16 protein-coding genes are annotated in these 18,207 nt (G+C 71.2%); 8 read left to right on the forward strand and 8 right to left on the reverse strand.

The annotated features are described in order from the left end of the window. Positions 1–41: 41 nt before the first annotated feature. The 4 genes from ABH940_RS30830 to ABH940_RS30845 all read right to left on the reverse strand — a co-directional run bounded on the left by ABH940_RS30830 (position 42) and on the right by ABH940_RS30845 (position 4,635). On the reverse strand, positions 42–398 hold the full coding sequence (locus ABH940_RS30830; RefSeq protein ID WP_370062363.1) for a UBP-type zinc finger domain-containing protein: 357 nt from the start codon (positions 396–398) through the stop codon (positions 42–44). Positions 399–414: 16 nt separating this feature from the next. Continuing rightward, the gene (locus ABH940_RS30835; protein WP_370062366.1) at positions 415–1,872 is read right to left on the reverse strand and encodes an ATP-binding protein; all 1,458 of its coding nucleotides are present in this window, start codon (positions 1,870–1,872) and stop codon (positions 415–417) included. Then, the gene (locus ABH940_RS30840; RefSeq protein ID WP_370062368.1) at positions 1,869–3,545 is read right to left on the reverse strand and encodes an FAD-dependent oxidoreductase; all 1,677 of its coding nucleotides are present in this window, start codon (positions 3,543–3,545) and stop codon (positions 1,869–1,871) included. Before ABH940_RS30840 ends, ABH940_RS30835 begins: the two co-directional genes overlap by 4 nt. Before the next feature lie 145 nt (positions 3,546–3,690). Beyond that, positions 3,691–4,635, reverse strand: coding sequence for an NADP-dependent oxidoreductase (locus ABH940_RS30845; RefSeq protein ID WP_370106777.1), 945 nt, complete (start codon positions 4,633–4,635; stop codon positions 3,691–3,693). Positions 4,636–4,716: 81 nt separating this feature from the next. Between ABH940_RS30845 and ABH940_RS30850 the strand changes: the two genes are divergently transcribed. Next, positions 4,717–5,277, forward strand: coding sequence for a TetR/AcrR family transcriptional regulator (locus tag ABH940_RS30850; protein WP_370062372.1), 561 nt, complete (start codon positions 4,717–4,719; stop codon positions 5,275–5,277). Positions 5,278–5,298: 21 nt separating this feature from the next. On the opposite strand, the gene ABH940_RS30855 is transcribed toward ABH940_RS30850, so the two are convergent. Together ABH940_RS30855 and ABH940_RS30860 are read right to left on the reverse strand one after the other, a co-directional pair. Continuing rightward, positions 5,299–6,657, reverse strand: a complete 1,359-nt coding sequence (locus ABH940_RS30855) for a carotenoid oxygenase family protein (RefSeq protein ID WP_370106778.1) — start codon at positions 6,655–6,657, stop codon at positions 5,299–5,301. Positions 6,658–6,659: 2 nt separating this feature from the next. Next, the gene (locus ABH940_RS30860) at positions 6,660–7,277 is read right to left on the reverse strand and encodes a hypothetical protein (protein ID WP_370106779.1); all 618 of its coding nucleotides are present in this window, start codon (positions 7,275–7,277) and stop codon (positions 6,660–6,662) included. Positions 7,278–7,375: 98 nt separating this feature from the next. On the opposite strand from ABH940_RS30860, the gene ABH940_RS30865 reads away from it, so the two are divergent. Next, positions 7,376–7,951: a PadR family transcriptional regulator gene (locus ABH940_RS30865; protein ID WP_370062378.1), complete on the forward strand. Its 576-nt coding sequence runs from the start codon at positions 7,376–7,378 to the stop codon at positions 7,949–7,951. A gap of 40 nt (positions 7,952–7,991) precedes the next feature. Here ABH940_RS30865 and ABH940_RS30870 read toward each other — a convergent pair whose 3' ends face one another. Further along, positions 7,992–8,927, reverse strand: a complete 936-nt coding sequence (locus tag ABH940_RS30870; RefSeq protein ID WP_370106780.1) for a LysR family transcriptional regulator — start codon at positions 8,925–8,927, stop codon at positions 7,992–7,994. Between the two features lie 71 nt (positions 8,928–8,998). Between ABH940_RS30870 and ABH940_RS30875 the strand changes: the two genes are divergently transcribed. Together ABH940_RS30875 and ABH940_RS30880 are read left to right on the forward strand one after the other, a co-directional pair. Then, on the forward strand, positions 8,999–9,952 hold the full coding sequence (locus ABH940_RS30875) for a cyclase family protein (RefSeq protein WP_370106794.1): 954 nt from the start codon (positions 8,999–9,001) through the stop codon (positions 9,950–9,952). A 298-nt stretch (positions 9,953–10,250) separates the two neighbouring features. Beyond that, positions 10,251–11,420: an acyltransferase family protein gene (locus ABH940_RS30880; RefSeq protein WP_370062382.1), complete on the forward strand. Its 1,170-nt coding sequence runs from the start codon at positions 10,251–10,253 to the stop codon at positions 11,418–11,420. 93 nt (positions 11,421–11,513) lie between these two features. On the opposite strand, the gene ABH940_RS30885 is transcribed toward ABH940_RS30880, so the two are convergent. Then, positions 11,514–12,788 carry an LCP family protein gene (locus ABH940_RS30885; protein ID WP_370106781.1) on the reverse strand — a complete coding sequence of 425 codons (1,275 nt, stop codon included), beginning with the start codon at positions 12,786–12,788 and terminating at the stop codon, positions 11,514–11,516. Positions 12,789–13,087: 299 nt separating this feature from the next. On the opposite strand from ABH940_RS30885, the gene ABH940_RS30890 reads away from it, so the two are divergent. The 4 genes from ABH940_RS30890 (at position 13,088) to phoU (ending at position 18,196) form a co-directional block, all read left to right on the forward strand. Next, positions 13,088–13,735 carry a MarC family protein gene (locus ABH940_RS30890; protein ID WP_370106782.1) on the forward strand — a complete coding sequence of 216 codons (648 nt, stop codon included), beginning with the start codon at positions 13,088–13,090 and terminating at the stop codon, positions 13,733–13,735. A 56-nt stretch (positions 13,736–13,791) separates the two neighbouring features. Next, a complete protein-coding gene (gene rph, locus ABH940_RS30895; RefSeq protein WP_370106783.1) occupies positions 13,792–16,440 on the forward strand; it encodes a rifamycin-inactivating phosphotransferase in 2,649 nt (882 codons plus the stop codon). Between the two features lie 133 nt (positions 16,441–16,573). Continuing rightward, positions 16,574–17,506, forward strand: a complete 933-nt coding sequence (locus tag ABH940_RS30900; protein WP_370106784.1) for a hypothetical protein — start codon at positions 16,574–16,576, stop codon at positions 17,504–17,506. A 30-nt stretch (positions 17,507–17,536) separates the two neighbouring features. Continuing rightward, on the forward strand, positions 17,537–18,196 hold the full coding sequence (gene phoU / locus ABH940_RS30905) for a phosphate signaling complex protein PhoU (protein ID WP_370062392.1): 660 nt from the start codon (positions 17,537–17,539) through the stop codon (positions 18,194–18,196). Positions 18,197–18,207: the final 11 nt, after the last annotated feature.

The following is an 18,207-nucleotide window of genomic DNA, read 5'->3' on the forward strand; positions in this document are numbered from 1 at the left end:
CGGGCGCGTCGCCTCCGCTTCGACGTCGAGCCTGCGCGCGGTCACCCGGCGGCGAGGCGCTGCTGCCAGTCGCTCGGCAGACGGTCGGCCGGGCCGGGGACGGACTGGTTCAGGGGGTGGTGGGTCGGGGGAGCCAGCTGCGGGCCGGACTCGTAGAACTCCGAGGTGTCGTAGTTCCAGAACCACTCCTCGCTCGGTTCGAAGCTGCGGATCACCGGATGCCCGCTGGCCTTGGCGTGCGCGGTGGCGTGCTTGGCGGGGGAGTCGTCGCAGCAACCGATGTGGCCGCAGGCGGCGCAACGCCGCAGGTGCAGCCACCAGCCGCCGGCCGCGTCGCACTCGACGCAGCCGGTGCCGCTCGGCGGGACGGTGGGGTCGATCGCGTTCTCGGCGCTCATGGCGGGGCTCCTGCTCCTACTCGGTGTCGGACGGTGTGTCGGACGGTGCGGGATCGATCGGGAGGCGGATCTGGAAGCGCGTGTCGCCCGGCTCGGACTGGAGACGCAGGTCGCCGCCGTGGCGGTTGACGATGATGCGCCAGGAGATGTCCAGGCCCAGGCCGGTGCCCTCACCGACGGGCTTGGTGGTGAAGAAGGGGTCGAAGACGCGGCTCTGCACCTCGGCCGGCACGCCGGGGCCGGTGTCCCGGATCTCGACCAGTACCTTCTCCCCGTCCCGTGCGGTCCGCACGGTGAGGGTGCCGCCGTTGCCGGTGCTGTGCATGGCCCAGGCGGCGTTGTCGATCAGGTTCGTCCAGACCTGGTTCAGCTCGGCCGGGTACCCGGGGATGCTGGGCAGGCTCGCGTCGTAGTCGCGCACCACGGTGATGTCCGGACCGAGCTTCCCGGCGAGCAGCAGCAGCGTGCTGTCCAACAGCTCGTGCACGTCGGCTCGCTGGTACGGGGCGCGGTCCAGCTGCGAGTACTCCTTCGCCGCACCCACGAGAGCGGAGATGCGGTGGGTGGCGTCCTCGATCTCGGTCAGCAGGAGTTCTGCTTCGACCGTGCAGCCCAGCCAGCCCAGGGCCCGGCCGAGCAGGTCCTCGGGCACGGCGGCGGCGATCCCGTCCAGCCAGTCGGTGCCGAGGCCGCCCTGGACGAGGACCGGCGCCAGCTCCCAGGCGTTGCCGATCTCGCGCTCCTCCAACCAGTCGCCGACCTCGTCCTCCAGGTCCGCGGTCTGGAGCGGGCTGAGCGGCGGGGCCTGCCCGATCCGGGCGAGGGTCATGTCCTGAAGGTCGTTCAGACGGGCCAACTCCTTGGCCCGGCGCGGATCGGCCGCGAGTTCGCCGAACTCGCGGCGGACCTGGGCGATGCGCTCCCGCAGGGCGGAGGTGGCTCGCACGGCGGCGGCCGCGGGGTTGTTGAGCTCATGCGTGAGACCGGCCGTCACCGAGCCGAGGGCGAGCAGCCGTTCCCGCTGTCCGATCGCCTCCTGGGTGTTCTTGAACCCGAAGAACAGGCCCTCCAGCAGGTGGACGGCCATCGGGAACCAGTCGCGCACGATTCGCGCGAAGGCCTCTGCGGGCAGCACGAAGAAACGCGAACGCTCGGTCACCCGGAGCGAGTTGTTGTAGACCTGCGGCACCTGGTCACCGAGGTACGCCTGGAACGCTCCGGCGTAGACCCCGGGTGCCGACGTGCGGGTGACGTCCACCTCCTGGCCGCCGACCAGACGGGAGAGGACCACGGTCCCTTCGAAGAGCACGTAGAAGTGCGCCGCCGGATCCCCCTCCCGGCACACCGGCCCGGCCTCGAACCACTCCACGTGGCCGTCCCGGCACAGCTGGGTGAGCTGGTCCGGCGTCAGCTTCTCGAACAGGAATAGCTTCCGCAGCTCCTCCTCGTCGCAGAGCGCCCAGCCGCCGGTCACGACTGCTCCAGGTAGCGGTGGACGAGCATGACCGCCATCGCACCCTCACCGACGGCGGACGCGACCCGCTTGGCGGACTCGGCCCGTACGTCCCCGGCCGCGAAGACCCCCGGCACGTTCGTCTCCAGGTGGTAGGGCGGCCGGTCCAGCGCCCACCCGGCCGGCGGGCGCGCGTCAGGGGTCAGGTCGGGGCCGGTCAGGACGAAGCCGTGGGGGTCTCGCAGGACGGTGCCGTCCAGCCAGTCGGTCAGCGGCTCGGCCCCGATGAAGACGTACATCCACTGCGCGTCGACCGTCTCGGTCTGCCCGGTCGCCCGGTTGCGCAGGGTCAGCCCCTCCAGGTGGTCCTTGCCGTGGGCCGCCTCCACGACGGTGTCCGTGCGCACCGCGATGGTCGGGGCGTCCTCGACCCGCTGGAGCAGGTAGTACGACATGGACGCCGACAACTGGGGCGCCCGTACCAGCAGGGTGACGCTCCGGGCGTTGCGGGCGAGGAACATCGCGGCCTGTCCGGCCGAGTTCGCCCCGCCGACGATGTAGACGTCCTGGCCCTGGCAGGCGGTCGCCTCGGTCAGCGCCGAGCCGTAGTAGACCCCGCGCCCGGTCAGCTCCGCGACGCCCGGTACGTCGAGTTTCCGGTACGACACGCCCGTCGCGAGGATCACGCCGTGGGCCGACACGGCGGAGCCGTCGGCGAAGCGCAGCGTGCGGGCGGCGCCGTTCACCTCCAGTCCGGTGACCTTGCACGCCGTGAGCAGTTCCGCGCCGAACTTCGTCGCCTGGCGACGTGCCCGCTCGGTGAGCTGCGCTCCGGAGACGCCGTCGGGGAAGCCCAGGTAGTTCTCGATGCGGGAGCTCTGGCCCGCCTGACCGCCGGTCGCCTCGCGTTCCACCAGAACGGTGCGCAGGCCCTCCGAGGCTCCGTAGACCGCGGCGCCGAGCCCGGCCGGGCCGCCGCCGACGACGACCAGGTCGTAGAAGTCGGCGGCGGGGGTGATCGACAGGCCGACGTGGGCGGCCAGGTCCCGCTCAGTCGGCTCGACCAGGGCGGTGCCGTCCGGGGTGACCACCAGCGGCAGCCGAAGCGCGTCCTGCCCTGCGGCGGCGAGCAGCCTGGCCCCCTCCGGCTCCTCGACGGAGTACCACCGGTAGGGCACCTGGTTGCGCGCCAGGAACTCCCGGATCTGCGAGGAGCGCGCCGACCACCGGTGGCCGACGACCTTCGTGATGTCCACGACCCGACCGTCCGTCTCCCGCCACGTCGCCAGCAGGTCGTCCACCACCGGGTACAGCTTCTCCTCGGGCGGCTCCCACGGCTTGAGCAGGTAGTGGTCGAGGTCGACGACGTTGATGGCGTCGATCGCGGCGCTGGTGTCGGCGTAGGCCGTCAGCAGTACCCGACGGGCGCCCGGGTACAGGTCGAGCGCCTCCTCGAGGAACTCGATGCCGTTCATCTGGGGCATCCGGTAGTCGGCCAGGATCACCGCGACCGGCGTGCCGCGGAGCTTCAGCTCGCGCAGCGCCTCCAACGCCGAGTCGCCGGACTCGGCGCGGACCACCCGGTACCGGTCCCCGTAGCGGCGGCGCAGGTCCCGCGCCACGGCGCGGGAGACCGCGGGATCGTCGTCCACGGTCAGGATCACGGTCCGTGCCGCGTCGGCGGCGTCTGCCATGGTGCACCACCCGGACTGTCGCAGGGCTCGATGGAACAGCCCCTCCAGTCTGCTCCGGGGGACGTGATCCGGCTCCTGAGAGTCGCATCGCCCGGCGTCCCGCCCCCAGTCTGTCGGGCCCCACACCGGCGCCCGACGCGTTCTCTCAGGGGATCAGGACGACCTTGCCCCCGGGGCGGCCGGACCTGCTGAGCTCGACGGCGGCCTGCCAGTCGGCGAGCGGGTAGGTGCGCGCGATCGGGACACGGAACGCGCCGTCGGCTGCGAGCGCGGCGTACCGGGGGAGGAAGGTGCTCGCCGGTGCCGGAGCGGTGAGGTGGTCGAGGTTGACGCGTGCGCCGAGTCGCCGCGCCTCGTCGTGGTTGCTGATGGTCATGACCCGGCTCGGATCGCCGGTGGCGGCGACGAGTTCGGGGACGACCCCCGCGTGCGGCGGCGCGGCGTCCAGCACCAGGTCGACCGGGCCACCGGCGAGCTCACGTACCCGATCGGCCATCCCGGCCCCGTAGGGAGTGGCCTGGGCGCCCAACGCGGTGAGCTCTGCGGTGTAGGTGGGGCCGGCGGTGGCGACGACCCGGACGCCGCGGCTCAGCGCGATCTGAACGGCGGCGAATCCTACCATCGCGCCCGCGCCGTGGACCAGCAGCGTGTTGCCCGGCTCGACGCCCATCGCATCGAGGGTCCAGGCGGCGGTCTGGACGACCATCGGCAGGACGGCGGCCTCGACGGGATCCAGCCCGTCGGGCACGCGGTACCAGCTGTCGAGAATCGCGACGTCGGCGACGCCCGCGCTGGGCTGCCCGAGGAAGTCCGCCGTCCCGAAGACCAGGTCTCCGGCCGCGACGTCGTCCACCTGCTCACCCACCGCGTCGACCACCCCGGCGACGTCGTAGCCGATGCCGCGCGGCAGGCCGCCCGGCCTGAATCCACGGCAGACCGCCCAGTCGGCCGGGTTCAACCCGGCCGCGGACACCCGCACGCGGACACGGCGGGCGGCCGGGTCGGCGATCTCGACGCGCTCCTCGCGCAGGACGTCGGCCGGTTCGCCGTACTCGTGAAAGCGGATTGCGGTAGCGGGAACGGGGCTCATCGGGTCTCCTCACGACACCACGTAGCGACAGTCACTGACGCTATCAGCGTGACAGTCACTGTCGCTACGTACAATGCGGGCATGCCGAGAGACGGATCGAAGGCGCGCGCCCGGCTGCGTGCGGCGGCCCTGGACCTTTACCGCGAACGCGGTTACGACGAGACCACCACCGCGCAGATCGCCGCGCGAGCCGAGGTGAGCGAGCGCACCTACTTTCGGCACTTCGCCGACAAGCGCGAGGTGCTCTTCGACGGCGAAGCGGAGCTGCGCGCGATCCTCGTCGACGCCGTCGCCGCAGCGCCGGACGGCCTGGCCCCGCTGCAGGTCATGGTCAGGGCGTTCAGCGCGGCGGTCCCGCTCATCGTCGCCAACCGCTCGGTGGCGGAGCAGCGAGCGGAGGTCATCGCCGTGACACCGGCCCTGCAGGAACGCGCCTACGCCAAGACCGCCGGCCTCACCGACGTCCTCGAAGCGGCCCTCTCCGCCCGCGGGGTCACCCGACCGACGGCGCGACTCGCGGCGCAGGTCGGGATGGCGGCCTTCGAGCGCGCCAGCCGAGCCTGGGCCGGCGATCCCGAGGTCGACCTGGCCGCCCTGATCGCCCGTGCGGCCGACGAGGTGCTCACTCTCGGCGGAACGTGAGAGCAGTCCTCCGGCAGACCGTCAGGAGCCGGCGTCCGGCAGCCAGTTGCCGTGGAAGCCGGCCGGGACGCGGTTCGGCAGAGGCACGGACGCGACACGGGTCATGTCGCTCGCGTCCAGGACCGCGAAGGCGGAGCCACGGCCCTCGCGGTCGGAGACGATCGTCAGCAGCCAGCCGTCGTCCTCCGCGCGGGCGTCGGCCGCGGGGACGAAGACGGCCTCCCCCGGGGCCTGGCTGCTGCCCGCGTCGTAGCTGCGGCTTGCGCCAAGGGTCAGGTCGTACTTGACGATCGAGGTGTCGGCGACGGCGTAGCGGTACCGGCTGGGGCGGCCGACGAGAGTCTCGTTGACGGTGGGGAACTCCACCGCCCGGTCGTCCAGGGGCTGTTCGTTCACCCGGCCGGTATCCGGGTCGAGGGTCCACTGGTGGAGTCGGGGGTGGTCGGCGGTGCCGGACGGTGCCGGGGCTGCCCCGCTGATGCGGTCCCAGGAGCGGACGAAGCCGTCCCGCCCGTAGCGCACCGCGTCCAGCACGATCCGGCCGGCCGCGTCCTCGCGGGCGTTGCCGACGTGGTAGACGTAGCCGGGCTCAACCTCGAACCACCGCACCGGAGCTGAGCCGTGCTGTGCCATGACGCCGATCCGGGCCGCGTAGTCGTCGTCCCACCGGTACGGCATGCCGCCCCGGCCCAGCCGGGAGTGGTCGAAGACGACCGGAAGGTCGAGCCAGACCACGTGGTTCTCGGTGATCGCGAAGTCGTGCATCATCGTCGGCCCACCGACCGGGATCTCCCGGCTCTCCACCAACGTGCCGTCCACGGTGGCGCGGTGGTAGGTGAGATGGGGAGGGAGGGCGCCGTATCCGAAGAAGTGCAGGTCCCCGGTGACCGGGTCCTCCTTGGGGTGGGCGGTCATGGCCGTGGTGAGACGGCCGCCGAAGTCGTAGGGGCCGAGAGTTTCGAGCCGGTCGGTGACCTGGTACGGGAAGCCGTTCTCGACCAGCGCGAGGATGAGTCCGGCATGCCGGATGACGTTGGTGTTGGCGGTGACCGCCCGCAGGTCCGGCCCTTCCGGACCGAGGAAGCGGGACCCGGCGAACGCGGCCGTGCGCACCCACCGATTGCGCTGCCACAACGCGCGACCGCCCTGGAGCCGGATGCCGTGCAGCATGCCGTCGCCGGTGAACCAGTGGCCTGGATCCTGTCCGGGGCGGGGGTTGGGGCCGTTGCGGAAGTAACGGCCGTTCAACTCGGGCGGCAGTGTGCCCTCGACGGACAGGGCGCGGCTCTCGGTCTCTTCGGTGACGGGCGCGAGGTGACCGGTGAGATAGACGGGCTGCTGGACGGGCTGATCGCTGGGCTGATCGCTGGGAGGGGTCATGGTCAGCTCTCCTTGGTGAACACGGCGGCCTGCCCGGCCTGCGCGGCGCGCGCCGTCTGTGCGGACTGGGCGGCGAGCCGGCGGCGGGACTCCTGGTAGCGGAGGGTGAAGACGGCCGGGACCACGAACCCGGCGACCTGGATCAGCGTGGTGGCCAGGCTCGCGTGCGGGTCGGTCAGGTCGATGGCGCCGCAGACCAGCGCCGTGACGGTGAAGCCGGCCGCCCACACCGAGGTGATCACGTTGTTGGCCCGCCGGAACTGCGGGGTGTTCCAGAGCTGCTCAGGCACCGAGCGGCGGGCGATGCCCAGGGTGAACGGGCGGGAGATCGCCAGGGAGGCCCAGGCGGTCAGGGCCAGCCAGGCGGAGGACAGCGCGCCGACACCGTCGCGCAGCGGCGAGTGGGGCTGCACGTGGGCGAGGATCGCGACGGCCACGAAGAACACCGCGGCACTAAGCTCGATGACGTTCGCGTCCAGGCCCACCCCGGCGCGGCGGTTGCGCAGCAGCAGGACGACGCTGAGGGCGACCGCGGTGATCGCCGCCGTCTCCCAACCGGCCGTGCCGCTGAGCACCGCGAAAGCGATCCAAGGGATGAAACCGCGCACCGATCCGGACATGACTGGTTCTCCTCCGTTGACATGTCTGTGCTGACATGTCGAAGATAGAATGTCACTAGGGACCTGTCAATGCAGGAAGGTCGGCGTAGGATGCACGCATGAGCTTGAGACACGCTGCGCTGGGCCTGCTCGCACTTCGCGGGGAGGCGAGTGGCTACGACCTCCTGGGCATCTTCAACGAATCCCTGGAACACGTGTGGCCCGCCACGCAGAGCCAGCTCTACACGGAGTTGGGCAAGCTCACGGACGCGGAGCTGGTGGAGGTGGTGGCGGAGGGCGGCCGGGGCCGCAAGGCCTATGCCGTCACTGAGGCCGGTCGGAAGGAGTTCGAGCACTGGCTCCTGGAGGAACCGCCGACCGTCAACCGGCGCAACGACCTGCTGCTGCGGGTCTTCTTCCTGGGCCTGGTCCCCAGTGAACGGGCCCAGGAGTTCCTGCGCGAGCGCGCGGCGGCGTCCGCCGACATGCACGAGCGACTCCGGGGAGTGGAGCGGTCACTCGTGACAGAGCAGGGCTCGCTGGCTGTCCACGGGCGACTGGCCCTGGAGTGGGGGCTGCGCTTCAGTCGCATGCAGAGCGAGTGGGCGACGTGGGCCGCCGAGCAACTGGCCGAAGCGGAACCCGCTCCCGCTGCACAGGTGGCTGTCCGGCAGGCCGCGCAGCCTTCGGAGTGATTCTCGCCCCGGCCGGGCATGTCAGGGCAGGTAGGGCACGTCAGGGCGTGCCGGTGGCGGGCCGTTGCAGCCCCGCCGCCGTCGCGGCCTCGCGCAGAGCCGCGACCACGGCGTCCGTCAGCGGGTCCGGGCCGCGGCCCGAGAAGCGCCGGAGCGCGGCGATGCGGCGATGGCCGGCGACAGGCAGGGCGGGGAGCGTGACGAGGTCGGTGCGCGTGCTGCCCAGGGCCAGTGCGGGGACGATCGCGGCACCGAGCCCGGCCGCCACCAGCGCGAGGACGGTCGGGAACTCCAGGGCGGTGTGCGCGCGGATCGGAGCGAAGCCGTACTCGGCGGCGATCCGCTCCAGCGCCCGCCCGCAGGCGGTCTCGGGGGGACCGGCCACCCACGGACGGTCCGCCAGGTCCCCGACGGAGTCGGGCGGCGGCGACCACCCGGCGGGGATGACGACGCGGTACTCGTCGTCGGCGACCGGGACCGCGGAGAGACCGGCCGGATTCGTGGTGGCGTCGGGGCCGACCACGTCGTACTCGGCGACCACCAGGTCGAGCCCGCCGGTCCGCAACTCGCGCAGGGCCACCGCGCCCTCCAGCTCGACCACGCGAGGCTCCAGGTCCGGCTGACCGACGGAGAGTTGACGCAGTGCCGGGATCAGCAGGTGGCAGATCGCCGAGGAGAACCCGGCGATGGCGACCGGACCGGTCATCCGCCCGCTCGCCGTGGCGAGTTCCCGGCGCGCCTCGGCCAGTTCCTGCTCGATGCGCTCGGCGCGGGCGGCAAGGAGCTGTCCGGCCGGTGTGAGTCCAACCCTGCGCCGGGACCGGTCCACCAGCGGCTGGCCGACTTCCCGCTCCAGTTGGGCGAGTTGCTGGGAAACCGCCGAGGGAGTCAGGTGCAGCAGTCGTGCCGCGTCCACCACGCCGCCGCGCACGGCCACTGCGTGGAGCACCCGGAGGCGCCTCGGGTCCAGTTCCATAAGCACGACTGTAGCGACACTTCAGAAATCCTCGATTGCTCTCCAGCTCAGCTTCACTGATCATCGTGAGTATGGAGACGGTGAACACGGACCAGGGCCACGACGATGCCGACGGGCAGCAGTGGCGCGTGCAGTTCGACGCGGATGTGGTCTTCGCCAACGGCGGCGGCTTGCAGACCCAGGGGTTCCGCCTGGACGTGCCCGTCCCGGACCTCGGCGACGACGACATCGCCCAGCTGTTCGTGCGTCACCTCGGACTGCTGATGGTCGACACGGTGCGCATCAGCGGCAGGCGCTCGCTGCGCGAGCCGCACAAGGGCGGCCGCGGTACCGGCGGGGCGGCCTCGCAGCCGACGGGCAACCGGACCGTGGACCTCAGCCACCCGATCCGGCACGGCATGGTCACCTATCCGGGCCTGCCCACGCCCGAGATCAGCGACCACCTCTCCCGCGAGGCGTCCCGCGACCACTACGCGCCCGGCACCGAGTTCCACATCGGCCGGATCTCGATGGTCGCGAACACCGGCACCTACCTCGACAGTCCCTTCCACCGCTTCGGTGACGGGCCGGACCTGGCGGGGTTGCCGCTGGGCGGGCTGGTCGACCTGGACGGGCTGGTGGTCCGGGCCCTCGGCGCGCAGGACCGCGCCGTCGACCGGAACGTGCTGCTGCCGCTCCAGGTCACCGGCCGGGCGGTGCTGATCCACACCGGCTGGGACTGGCACTGGGGCACCGACCGCTACGGATCGGGCGGCCACCCCTTCCTCACCGCACAGGGCGCCGCGTGGCTCGCCGAGCAGCGGCCCGCACTGGTCGGCATCGACTCGGTGAACATCGACGACACCGAGGATCCGACCCGCCCCGCGCACACCACCCTGCTGGCCGCGGGCATCCCCGTCGTGGAGCATCTCTCCGGCCTGCAGCAGTTGCCCGCGGACGGCTTCCGCTTCCACGCGGCCCCACCCGCCGTCGAGGGCATGGGCACCTTCCCGGTCCGCGCCTACGCGGTGCTGCGGGCGAATTGAATTTCCTGTGAATTTCCTGTCCTGATTTTGAACGGGTTCTCGCGTCGAGGGAAAACCTGGCCCCTGTGGGTCCGCTGACGAATCAGCCTCAACGCGGAGAGAACGGACACCACGGCATCAGGCGCCGCCCGCAGCTGCGATTTTGACCTTCGGAGCCTGTTGATTGTCTGTGTAGGGTCCAAGGGGGGCTTTGCCGTAGGCGCGGCCGATTTGCGGCGGTGCAGCATCCAGCTGCCATTGCGCTGCCCGGTGTTCCCCTCTCCCCTTTTCCTCCCGGCTCCCGGAGACCTACGGCCTTATGCCCACCGCACAGACCGCCTCCCTGTCCGCCACGTCGTCGGCAGCGCCGTCCACCCGACCATCGACCGGGTCGGTGGGGTCGGGGCGGCGACCACGGTTGGACTCGCTGACCGGTTTGCGGTGGTTCGCCGCGTTGGCTGTGTTCGCGTTCCACACCAATCAGATGGGGCGGGTTCCCAAGCTGCAGATTCCTGCCAGCTACGGGGACGCGGGAGTGGCCTTCTTCTTCATCCTGTCGGGGTTCGTGCTGGCGTGGTCGTTCTCGCCGGACACCCCGGCGAGGGTCTTCTACTGGCGGCGTTTCGCGCGCATCTGGCCGCCCTTGCTGGTCACCACGGTGCTCGCGTTCTTCGGACTGCAGCAGACCTGGCACCAGGCCGCGAAGGCGGTGGTCCTGGGACTGACCCTGCTGCTGGCCTGGCACCCCAACACGACGCTGGTCGGAAACCCGGTTGCCTGGTCGCTGTCCGCGGAGGCCTTCTTCTACCTGCTGTTCCCGCTGGTGATCCGGCCGATACTGCGGGCCCGGCCGGCTGTCCTGGGGGTGTTGGCAGTTTCTCTGGTCGCCCTCGACATCGTGTTCCGGAAGGTCAGTTTCGACTACTACCTGCCGCACCACTACGACACGTTCCACGCCCTGCTGCTGCAGTGGCTCCCGGCCTACCGGGCGCTGGAGTTCATCCTCGGCGTGGTCGTGGCCGCGGTCCTGATCCGCGGGTGGCGCCCCCGCATCCCGGTCGGCGTCGCTCTGGCGGTGCTGGGCCTCGACGTGTTCGTGATGTGGTGGGCCCACTACGAGCTCTGGCTCGGCGTTTCGTGGACCAGCCAACTCCTCAGCCCGGCCCTCGCGTTGCTGATCCTGGCCGCCGCGCTGCGTGACCTGAGCGGGAAGCGGTCGCTGCTGCGCACCAAGCCGCTGCTGCGGCTGGGGGAGTGGTCGTACTGCTTCTACCTGATCCACGCGACGGTGATCTTCGGCCTGAGCCGCTACTTCCCTCCGCCACAGGGGCGCCCGGCCTGGACGAACCTCGGCTACGACGCCGTATGGCTCGCGATCGCGCTGGTCCTCTCCTGGATGTGCTACCGCTTCGTGGAGAAGCCCGCGGAGAAGTGGCTGCGCGGCCGGTACGGCGCCCGCCCGGCCAAGACCGCGCCCGCCTCCGCCTGATCCCTGTCGGGTCTCCGACTCAGCGACGACGCCCGCACCGGCTGCAGCCGGTGCGGGCGTCGTCGCTTTTGGACCAAGGCCTCGCGGTCGGCGTCAGCTTCCGGAGGCGGCCGTCGTCGCGTCGTTGGACGCGATCGTCACCGGCTGGTCGTTCTGGAGCTCGCTGAAGAGGGTCTTCGCCTGCGTCTTGTCCCAGAGCAGCGCGTCGCCGTCGGTCGGGGTGTAGTAGTTGGCGTTCCCGACCGGGACCGTCAGCGAGTGGCCGTTGCCGCCCTGGACGTCCTTCATCGCGAAGAACATCTGCGCCAGGTCGTACGGGGTCATGCTCTTGTCGACGCTCAACGTGGCCATGCCCGCGCTGAGGGCCGGGTAGAGCTTGAACGGGTTGAGCAGCGTCGACGGAGTGGCGGCCTGGTGGGCGACGGCGGCGAGGAACTTCTGCTGGTTCGCCATCCGGCCCAGGTCCTGCGACGCCTCCTGGTGGCGCTCGCGGACGAAGGCCAGGGACTGCGCGCCGTTGAAGGTCTGGCAGCCGGCCTTGAAGTTCGCGCCCGAGGCCTGGTCCACCATCGGCTTGTCCAGGCACATGTTGACCCCGCCCAGCGCGTTCACCAGATTGACGAAGCCGCCGAAGCCGATCTCGGCGTAGTGGTCGATGTGGATGCCGGTGTTGTACTCGACGGTCTGCGCCAGCAACTGTCCGCCGCCCCAGGAGAACGCGGTGTTGAGCTTGTGCTGGGTCGCCGGGTACTGCTTGCCGGACGAACCGGTGAACGCGGGGATGGTGACGTAGCTGTCGCGCGGAAGGCTGACCAACGTGTCGCCGTTCGCGCCGACGTGCAGGATCAGCATCGAGTCGCTGTTGCCGTACTGGCCCTCGTTGTCGCTGCCGGTGTGCAGCTGTTGTTGCTGCTGCGTGGTGAGGTTCTGCCGGTTGTCCGAGCCGGCGATCAGGTAGTTCGTCCCCTGGCCGACCGGCGGCTGGGCAGGCAGCGCGCCCAGGTCGACGGTGTGGTTGAGCTGGCTGTCCGCCCAGGCGTAGGTGCCGCCCGCGGTGGCCAGCAGGGCGACGACCAGGCCTCCCGCGATGTAGGCGGTCCGGCGACGCCAGGACCAGCGGCGCCAGCCGCGCGGCGGACGCCCGCCAGTGGTGCCGGAGCTGAAGGTCCCGCCCGGTCCGGACGGGGCGCCGGGCCGGGCCGACGCGGCGGACGCACCCGGGGTGCCAGGCACCTGGCGGGTGGGCGTGCGTAGCCGGGACCGGCTGCCTGCACCGCCCCGAGGCGACAGCCCAGGGGGCAGCGGCGGCTCCTGACCGCCCCCGCCGTTGTCGGCGCTGCTGTTCCACTGATCGGCCCATTCGTTCATGGCGACAGTGTGCTGCAGTCGGATGAAAGACGTGTGGAGGGCCTGTTCTTACCCCGTGCCGAGCCCATGACGGGCTTGTTGCACATCGAGCGTTTCGGACGGACAAGGTCCGGTGCAGCCACCGCCCCGGACCCGTCTCGTCTGGGCATTCGCACGGTGCGGGGTTGTTCGACCACTGCGGGTGAGATGCGGCCGAGGCGGTCGATACTGTCGCAGAGCTGTGACACGAAACACCGGCTTTTGTCCGATCCGAGTGGCCTGAGACGGGGTGCCGGTCGAGGAGGAGGATGATCGACTGCATGTCCTCGCTCACCGGGCCGCTCAATGTCACCAGCACCTTCGTCACCTTCTTCGCGGTCGTGGGGCCGCCCAAGGTGATGCTGTCCTTCGCCCACGTAGCACGGGAGCGCACCACGCTGGTGGCGCGACGGGTGGCACTGCTCGCCTCGGCGGCCTCGGCCCTGTTGGGTGCGCTCTGCGCGTGGACGGCGCCCTACGTGACGGAGTTCTTCCACATCAGCGCCGAGTCGCTCGAACTGGCCGGCGGGATCATCTTCTTCCTCTACGCGGTGGGTCTCGTGCTCGGCGTGCACGTCGGCGCGGACAGCCCGGACGAGGTGGACGAGATGCATCCGGTGGTCTCTGGCTTCCGGGAACTGCTGCTGCCCTACGTGGTGAGCCCCTTGGCGGTGACCGCCGTCCTGGTGGAGTCCTTGAACCGGAACGACTGGGGCTGGCGCAGCAGCGTGGTCGCGTCCTTCGTGGCCGTGGCACTGATCGACGCGGTCTGCATGGTGGCGACGACGGGGCTGCTGCGCAAGGTGCACACGACCACCCTCGAAGTGTGCTCCCGGCTGCTCGGCCTGCTTCTCGCGGCCGTGGGCGTGGAGTTGTTCCTGACGGGTCTGGACCGTGCGATCACCGACTGGTCCGGCGCAACGCACTGATCGGCAAAAACGCACTGATCGGCAAACAGGATGTGGCGGGCTTCGGAGGTGTCGCAGTGACTGAGCAGTACATGGTGGATCTTCGGGACGTCGACGAGACACAGGTCGCGGTCGTCGGCGGCAAGGGCGCCCACCTGGGAGGGCTGGCGCGGCTCGGCGGCGTCCGCGTGCCGGACGGCTTCTGCGTGACGACGGACGCGTTCCGCCGGACCGTGGCGGGGGCGCCGTCGATCGACGTCCTGCTCGACCAGTTGTCGCGGGTGAGCCCGGTGGACCAGGAGGCGATCCGCGCGCTCGGTGCGGAGCTTCGCCGGACCGTCGAGGGGGTTCCCGTCCCGGACGATGTCGCGGCGGAGATCATCCGCGCGCTCGCTCGGCACGGAGAGGACACCGCCTACGCCGTCCGGTCCAGCGCGACGGCGGAGGATCTGCCGACGGCGTCCTTCGCCGGGCAGCAGGACACCTACCTAAACATCGTGGGGCCGACGGCGGTCCTCCGACACGTCAGCCGGTGCTGGGCCTCGCTGTTCACCGAGCGGGCCGTGACCTACCGTCAGCGGAACGGCATCGACCACCGCACGGTTCACATGGCCGTGGTGGTGCAGCAGATGGTCGTCCCCGACGCGTCGGGCATCCTGTTCACGGCCGACCCGGTCACGGGCAATCGGACGGTCGCCACCGTGGACGCCGGCTTCGGCCTCGGCGAGGCCCTGGTCTCCGGCCTGGTGAACCCGGACGTCTTCACGGTGCGCGACGGCGAGATCGTCGGCAGGACCATCGCCGCCAAGCAGCGCGCCGTGCAGGCTCTGCCGGGCGGTGGCACCCACGAAGTGGCGATCGACGCGCAGCGGCAGGGCCAACCGGCGCTGACGGATGCGCAGGTGGTGGAGCTGGTGCGGCTCGGGCGCCGGATCGAGGCGCACTTCGGCCGCCCGCAGGACATCGAGTGGTGCTTGGTCGACGACGGCTTCCGGATCGTCCAGAGTCGGCCGATTACGACGCTGTTCCCGATCCCCGTCCCCGAGGCCGGAGATCAGGGGAACCACGTCTATGTCTCCGTCGGTCACGGGCAGATGATGACCGATCCCATGAAGCCCCTGGGGCTGTCGATGTGGCAGCTGACGGCCATGGTGCCGATGCACGAGGCCGGCGGGAGGCTGTTCGTCGACGTCACCTCGCGGCTGGCCGCGGCTGCGAGCCGTTCCGCCCTCCTGGACGTGATGGGCAGGAGCGATCCGCTGATCAGGGACGCGCTGGAGACCGTCCTGGACCGCGACGATTTCGTCCCGCCGCTCCCGGACGCCCCTCCGGACGGGCCGCGGGCCGGTGCAGCGCAGCCCGGCGGGCCGCGGGCCGGCGGTGCGTCCGCGCCGATCGAGACCGATCCGTCCATCGTCACCGGGCTGATCGAGCGCAGCCGGGCGTCCGTCGCCGCCCTGGAGCGTGAGATCAGGACGAAGAGTGGACCGGCGTTGTTCGACTTCCTGCAGGAGGCGTTCGAGGAGCACAAGCGGGTACTCAGTGATCCGCTGAGCGTGCAGGCGATCATGGCGGGCATGGAGGCCACCTGGTGGCTCAACGACTCGCTGCTGGAGTGGCTGGGAGAGAAGAACGCGGCTGACACGCTCACGCTCTCCGCCACCGGCAACGTCACCTCGGAGATGGGGCTCGCGCTGCTCGACGTCGCGGACGTGATCCGCCCGCTGCCGGAGGTGCGGGCGTTCCTGCGGAGCGTCCAGGATGCGGGCGTCCAAGACGAGCACTTCCTGGACACGTTGGAGACGTGCGCGGGCGGGGCCGAAGCGCGCGCGGCCATCGAGGTCTACCTCGACCTCTACGGCATGCGCTGCGTCGGCGAGATCGACATCACCAGGCCGCGTTGGCGCGAGCGCCCCACCACGCTCGTGCCCGTGATCCTCGACAACGTCAGGAACTTCGGGCCGGGCGCTGCCGAGCGGCGCTTCGAGGAGGGGCGGCAGAAGGCGCAGCAGAAGGAACGTGACGTGCTGTCACGCCTGCGGCTGCTGCCCGACGGGGACCGCAAGGCCGACGAGACCAAGCGGATGATCGACCGGGTCAGAACCTTCATCGGGTACCGGGAGTATCCCAAGTACGGCATCGTCAGCCGGTACTTCGTCTACAAGCAGGCCCTGTTGGCGGAGGCCGGGCGCCTCGTGCAGGCGGGTCTGCTCGCCGAGCGGGAGGATGTCTTCTACCTGACGTTCCAGGAGTTCCGCGACGTCGTGGGCACCGGCCGGGTCGACGGCCGGCTCCTCCAGCAGCGCAAGGACGCGTTCCGCTCGTACCACGCACTCACCCCGCCCCGCGTCCTCACCTCGGACGGCGAGGCGCTGACCGGGGCGTACCGGCGCGAGGACGTACCGGTCGGCGCTCTGCCCGGCCTGCCGGTCTCCGCGGGGACCGTCGAGGGGAGGGCCCGGGTCGTCCTGGACATGGCGCAGGCCGACCTCGAAGCCGGCGACATCCTCGTCACGCCGTTCACCGACCCCAGCTGGTCCCCGCTGTTCGTCGGCATCGCGGGCCTGGTGACGGAGGTGGGTGGGCTGATGACCCATGGCGCGGTGATCGCCCGGGAGTACGGCCTGCCGGCCGTCGTGGGCGTGGAGCAGGCCACCCGGCTGATCCGGGACGGACAGCGGATCCGCGTGCACGGAAGCGGGGGGTACGTCGAGATCCTGCCCTGACCGGCGTAGCCGGGGTGGCGGACGTGACCGGCGTGACCAGCGTGACCGGCGTGGCCGACATGGCTGTCCTGGCCGGACCGCCGCCCACCGGGCCGCGTGGACACGGCCGGTGATCATCCGTCAGGCTGGGTCCGTGATCGCGGAGATAACGGCACTGGTCGGCATCCTCAGCACGGTGTCCGCGCTGTGGATCAGCGTGTCGGACCACCGGCAGCGGGCCGCCGAGGCACACGAGGCCGCACGCGGGCGCGAGCGCGCCGAGGCCGAGCGCCGGAAAGCCGAGCGCGACGCCGAACGCCGCCGCCTCGAGGCGGCGGCGACGGAGGCCGAGAGCCGGCGACTCCGGGAGCAGGTGGACGCCGCGCGTGAGCGCGAGCGGGCCGAGGCGGAACTGCTGTGGCAGCTCAACAAGTTGGTGATCAGGCTCCGGTCCGCCCCGCCGCGTGCGGGTGCGGGTGCGGGTGCGGGCGCGGGCTCCGTGACGGGCTGGAGCGTCGTCGTCCGGAACCCCAGTGGTCTCCCGATCCTCGATGTGCAGGGCTTCTGGCGCGGCGTCGCGCTCGCCGAACCTGTCGACGTCCAGGGCGGGTCGGAGATCGACATCGCCGGTCCGCACACCGACGGGGCACCACGCCTGTCCGATCTCAGCGTCCACCTCACGGACGCGCAGCACCACCGCTGGCGGCAGGATCTCGACGGCCAGGCCTGGAGCGGAACGCGTGGGGACGACGGCGCCAGCTACACGTGGACGCCGGCGTCCCTGCGTTGGGGATCCTCCTGGGACGCGCCGGCGGCGCCCGTCCCCGTCCCCGCCCCCGCCCCCGACTACGGCCCCTCCGGACTCGCGGCGCCGGGGCCGGAAGGACCGCAGGCCGGGGGAGCACCGTGGAGCCAACCTCAGGGCTCGCCGCAGCCCTTCCCTGTGATGCCGCAGCAACCTGCGTACGGCGCACCCGCGCCCGCCGCCGGCACCTGGCCGGTGCCCCGGCCACGGCTGCGGCCGGTGCTGCTTTTCCTCTGGCTGCTCAGTACGGCCTGCTTCGCCTCGCTCCTTCTGCTGAAGTAGCGGAAGGAAGTCCGGCAGAGAGGGAGCACGATGCGCGACGCGTACCACGAGGAACTCGCCACGATCACCGACGGCCTGGAGCAGATGGCCCGGCTCGCCGCCTCCGCGATCGGCCGCGCCACCACCGCACTCCTCGACGCGGACCTCCAGCTCGCCGAGACCGTGATCGCTGCCGACGACAGGCTCGACGCACTCCAGCGTGACCTGGAGGAACGGGCGATCGACGTCCTCGCGCGCCAACAGCCCGTCGCCACCGAGCTGCGCACCGTCGTGACCGCGCTGCGCATCAGCGCCGAACTGGAGCGCTCCGGCGACCTGGCCCTGAACGTGGCCAAGCTGGCCCGACGCCGCTACCCCGACCACGCCGTGCCCAACGAGCTGCATGCCACCGTGCTGGAGATGGGGCACGTCGCACAGCGCCTGATGGCCAAGGCCGCCGACGTGATCGCCACCCGCGAGATCATCGTGGCGCTCGAACTCGACGCGGACGACGACGCGATGGACGACCTGCACCGCGCCCTGTTCCGACGCCTGCTGGACGACCGCTGGCAGCACAGCGTCGAGGACGCCGTCGACGTCGCACTGGCCGGCCGCTTCTACGAACGGTTCGCCGACCACGCCGTCTCGGTCGCCGAACGCGTCGTCTACCTGGTCACCGGCGCGCACGTCGACAACCTCCAGCCGGAGTAGGCCCGGCCGGG

The sequence above is a fragment of the Streptacidiphilus sp. BW17 genome (genome assembly GCF_041262485.1).
Classification (GTDB): Bacteria; Actinomycetota; Actinomycetes; order Streptomycetales; family Streptomycetaceae; genus Streptacidiphilus.

What these genes read in the sequence shown, in the direction of transcription:
- ABH940_RS30830 (WP_370062363.1), bottom strand. Translation starts at nt 398, where the DNA reads ATGAGCGCCGAGAACGCGATCGACCCCACCGTCCCGCCGAGCGGCACC.
- ABH940_RS30850 (WP_370062372.1), top strand. Translation starts at nt 4,717, where the DNA reads ATGCCGAGAGACGGATCGAAGGCGCGCGCCCGGCTGCGTGCGGCGGCC.
- ABH940_RS30875 (WP_370106794.1), top strand. Translation starts at nt 8,999, where the DNA reads ATGGAGACGGTGAACACGGACCAGGGCCACGACGATGCCGACGGGCAG.
- ABH940_RS30880 (WP_370062382.1), top strand. Translation starts at nt 10,251, where the DNA reads ATGCCCACCGCACAGACCGCCTCCCTGTCCGCCACGTCGTCGGCAGCG.
- ABH940_RS30890 (WP_370106782.1), top strand. Translation starts at nt 13,088, where the DNA reads ATGTCCTCGCTCACCGGGCCGCTCAATGTCACCAGCACCTTCGTCACC.
- ABH940_RS30885 (WP_370106781.1), bottom strand. Translation starts at nt 12,788, where the DNA reads ATGAACGAATGGGCCGATCAGTGGAACAGCAGCGCCGACAACGGCGGG.
- ABH940_RS30855 (WP_370106778.1), bottom strand. Translation starts at nt 6,657, where the DNA reads ATGACCCCTCCCAGCGATCAGCCCAGCGATCAGCCCGTCCAGCAGCCC.
- phoU (WP_370062392.1), top strand. Translation starts at nt 17,537, where the DNA reads ATGCGCGACGCGTACCACGAGGAACTCGCCACGATCACCGACGGCCTG.
- ABH940_RS30865 (WP_370062378.1), top strand. Translation starts at nt 7,376, where the DNA reads ATGAGCTTGAGACACGCTGCGCTGGGCCTGCTCGCACTTCGCGGGGAG.
- ABH940_RS30870 (WP_370106780.1), bottom strand. Translation starts at nt 8,927, where the DNA reads ATGGAACTGGACCCGAGGCGCCTCCGGGTGCTCCACGCAGTGGCCGTG.
- ABH940_RS30845 (WP_370106777.1), bottom strand. Translation starts at nt 4,635, where the DNA reads ATGAGCCCCGTTCCCGCTACCGCAATCCGCTTTCACGAGTACGGCGAA.
- ABH940_RS30840 (WP_370062368.1), bottom strand. Translation starts at nt 3,545, where the DNA reads ATGGCAGACGCCGCCGACGCGGCACGGACCGTGATCCTGACCGTGGAC.
- ABH940_RS30860 (WP_370106779.1), bottom strand. Translation starts at nt 7,277, where the DNA reads ATGTCCGGATCGGTGCGCGGTTTCATCCCTTGGATCGCTTTCGCGGTG.